2 protein-coding genes are annotated in these 3,350 nt (G+C 69.5%); one reads left to right on the top strand and one right to left on the bottom strand.

Features of this window, described 5'->3' with window-relative positions:
• Positions 1 to 746: 746 nt before the first annotated feature.
• The gene (locus AC5LUJ_RS21500; RefSeq protein ID WP_250291509.1) at positions 747 to 1,985 is read left to right on the top strand and encodes an epoxide hydrolase family protein; all 1,239 of its coding nucleotides are present in this window, start codon (positions 747 to 749) and stop codon (positions 1,983 to 1,985) included.
• Positions 1,986 to 2,181: 196 nt separating this feature from the next.
• On the opposite strand, the gene sigJ is transcribed toward AC5LUJ_RS21500, so the two are convergent.
• The gene (sigJ, locus tag AC5LUJ_RS21495; protein ID WP_250291511.1) at positions 2,182 to 3,060 is read right to left on the bottom strand and encodes an RNA polymerase sigma factor SigJ; all 879 of its coding nucleotides are present in this window, start codon (positions 3,058 to 3,060) and stop codon (positions 2,182 to 2,184) included.
• Between the last annotated feature and the right edge of the window lie 290 nt (positions 3,061 to 3,350).

Genomic DNA, 3,350 nt, shown 5'->3' with positions numbered 1-3,350 from the left:
GAACCGGGGGCCGAACCGGGGCTGAACCGGGGAAGGACCGCGCCGGGGCCGAGGATGCCGAGCGGGCCGGGACCGGCGACGACGGCACCAGCGGGCGGCGCGTCGACCAGCTCGGCGAACGTCACGTCCACGGCACCTCCCGGCCGCCGGTCATCAGTGGCCACCGGGTCCGGAGGATCTATGGTGACACGACCGAAGTCATGAAAGAACCTACCGGCCGTGACATCCCCGTGCCGGCCACATCACGGCCCCATTCCGGAACCCGTCAACCTGTTCGAGGCAAAATCCTGCAGGAATTATCGAGCTGGTTGTTCCGTCCTGATGCCGGGCTGGTGCGGGGGCCCGTACCGGCTGGCTGGCCCGGGCGCGTGCGGGCACCTGCGGGCCCGGCCGTCCGCCGGGCTGCTCACCCGAGGCCGCCCGGCCGTTGCCGGCCACATCTCACCAGGCTGTCAGCCCCCCGCCACGGCCGCCGCCATCCCCGCCTTGGCGATCTCCGGGTTGCCGAGGTCCTCGTGCCGACTCTACGGCTCGCACTCACAGCGGGCCGGAAGCTCACCGCGGAGAACCTTCAGGCACGCTGAACTCGCGGCGCTCAGCACGCGTCAGCCGGGGCGTCAACCGGGGCGTCGACCGGGAAGCCCGCGGATGCGAGAAGCCCCCGCACGAGGGAGGATTGTGCACGGGTGCCACAGACGAATCACGGACCGTGGCCCCGATGCGCAACACAATCTTGGGAGGAGCAGATGTCCGTTCATGAAGCAGCGGAACGGAAGGGCGTCGACAACACCGCCGTCCGCCCGTTTCAGATCGGTTTTCCGGAGGCGGAGCTCGCCGAGCTGCGCAGGCGCATAAACGCGACCAGGTGGCCCGAACGCGAGACGGTCACCGACGACTCGCAGGGCGTGCCGCTCGCGACGGTGCAGGAGCTCGCGCGCTACTGGGGGACGGACTACGACTGGCGCAGGTGCGAGGCGAGACTGAACGCCCTGCCGAACTTCATGACCGAAATCGACGGGCTTGACATTCATTTCATTCACGTCCGCTCCCCGCACGAGAACGCCCTGCCACTGATCGTCACACACGGGTGGCCCGGCTCGGTCATCGAACAGCTTAAGATCATCGAGCCGCTTACCAATCCCACCGCATATGGCGCGAGCGGGGCGGACGCGTTCCATCTGGTGATTCCCTCGTTGCCGGGCTACGGGTTCTCGGGCAAGCCGGCCACCACCGGGTGGAATCCCGCCCGTATCGCACGTGCCTGGGTGGTGCTGATGAAGCGCCTCGGATACACCCGGTTCGTGGCGCAGGGCGGCGACTGGGGCGCGGCTGTCACGCAGGCGATGGGTGAACAGGCAGCTCCGGAGCTGCTCGGCATTCACTCCAACATGGCCGGTACCGCTCCAGCCGGTCTCGCAAAGGCGTTCCAGCGCGGCGACCCGCCGCCATCGGGCCTCTCGGCCGAGGAGAACCGCGCCTACGAGCAGCTGAGGAACTTCTACGCGACGCACGCGGCCTACGCGCTCCTCATGGCGACCCGCCCGCAGACGTTGTACGGGCTGGCGGACTCACCCGTCGATCTGGCGGCGTTTGTTCTTGACCACGGCGACGGCACCGGCCAGCCCGGGCTCGTAGAACAGGTCGTTCAGGGGCACTCGCCGGGCGACCTTACACGGGACGACATCCTCGACAACATCACGCTCTACTGGCTGACGAACACCGGGGTCTCCTCGGCTCGTCTCTACTGGGAGAACAAGGCGGACTTCTTCGACGCCAAGAACATCTCCGTCCCGTTTGCTATAAGCGTCTTTCCCGACGAGTTCTACCAGCCGCCGCGGAGCTGGGCGGAGCGCGCGTACCCCCACAACCTCGTCCATTACAACAGGCTCGGCCGGGGCGGCCACTTCGCGGCCTGGGAACAGCCGCGACTCTTTTCAGAAGAGGTCCGCTTCGGCTTCCGGCCGGTGCGCAAGGAGGCGGCGTAGGAGCAGCCGCACACAGCCCGGACACACCGGTCGTCCGCAGCGGCCAGTCGCGAGGAACTCATCATCCCCCACCCCGGTTCCCCGCCACCATCGCCGCCCTCACCACCGTCCGGGCTGCCGGGATGCCCACCGGGGCCGCTCCGCCGTCGTCCGCGAGGTAGGGAAAATGAGCTGGGCCGGCCGGGAGATCCTCGTTCTAGTCGGCCAGGAGCAGGTTGTTGAGTTTGTCGGGGTCGAGGATCAGGTCGATCGTGGCGATACACTCCTCGATCACGGTGAGGCCGGCGACCGCGATGATGCCGGCCGATGTCCGGGCGACGATCCCGGCGGTGCCGTTGACCAGCGCCGGCTGGCAGTGCCGTGCGAAGCGTGGGCCCTGGACGGCGACCTGCCGTGCGACGTCCGTGGCACCGGTGAGCAGGGCGGGCACGGGCCGGGTGCGTGAGCCGGTGTCAACGCGGAACACGACGTCGGGATCCAGTACCGCGACGAGGGCGTCGAAGTCACCGGCGCGGGATGCCGCCAGAAACGCGGCCACGACCCTACGCTGCGTGGCGATATCGGCGTCCGGGACGGTCGGGCTGCCTCGCACCCGGCGTCGGGCGCGGCTGGCGAGCTGACGGGCCGCGGCGGGTGTCCGCCCGAGCATCGAGGCGATCTCCTCGAACGGTACGGCGAACATGTCGTGCAGGACGAACGCGAGCCGTTCGGACGGGGTGAGCGTTTCGAGCACGACGAGCAGGGCCAGGCCGACGGAGTCGGCAAGCAGCGTCTGCTGTTCCGGGCCGTCGCTGTCGTCGACGCTGACGACCGGCTCGGGTAGCCAGGTGCCGGCGTAGTCCTCCCGGCGGGCGTGGCGGGCACGCAGCATGTCGATGCACACCCGTCCCACGACCGTTGTCAGCCAGCCGCCGAGGTTGCCGATCGCATCGTCGTCGGAGCGGCTCAGGCGCAGCCACGCCTCCTGGACCGCGTCCTCGGCCTCGCTGCGCGAACCGAGCATGCGGTAGGCGACCGCGTGCAGCCGCGGGCGCTGTCGCTCGAACTGCTCGGCCTGCCAGGTCGCGTCGTCCACGGGCCACCGCTCCTTCGATCGAGCCTCTCCTGAGCAATGACGAATCCGGCGCCGCCGATGTGACGGGGCTGGCCGGCCGCATCTGGTCCGGCCCACCGGTCCCGGGTCCTGGAGGCCGTCGACAGCCGCACCGACGGGTGACGGGGGCGACAGTCACATCCGCCCGTCGGGATTCGACAGAGAGATGACGGCCGGACGGGCCGGCCCCGAGCCGGCGGCCACGGCGGCCGCACATGGAAGGGATCGTGAATTGGACGCAGCCACCAGTGGCGCGGGGGCCGAACGCCTGA

The organism is Protofrankia sp. CiP1_Cm_nod3 (assembly GCF_982290655.1).
Note: the sequence above shows the minus strand (reverse complement) of the source record. Positions and strands in the feature narration are given on the sequence as shown.

Excerpts from the sequence above, each read along its gene's own strand:
- AC5LUJ_RS21500 (WP_250291509.1), top strand. The coding sequence starts at position 747 with ATGTCCGTTCATGAAGCAGCGGAACGGAAGGGCGTCGACAACACCGCC.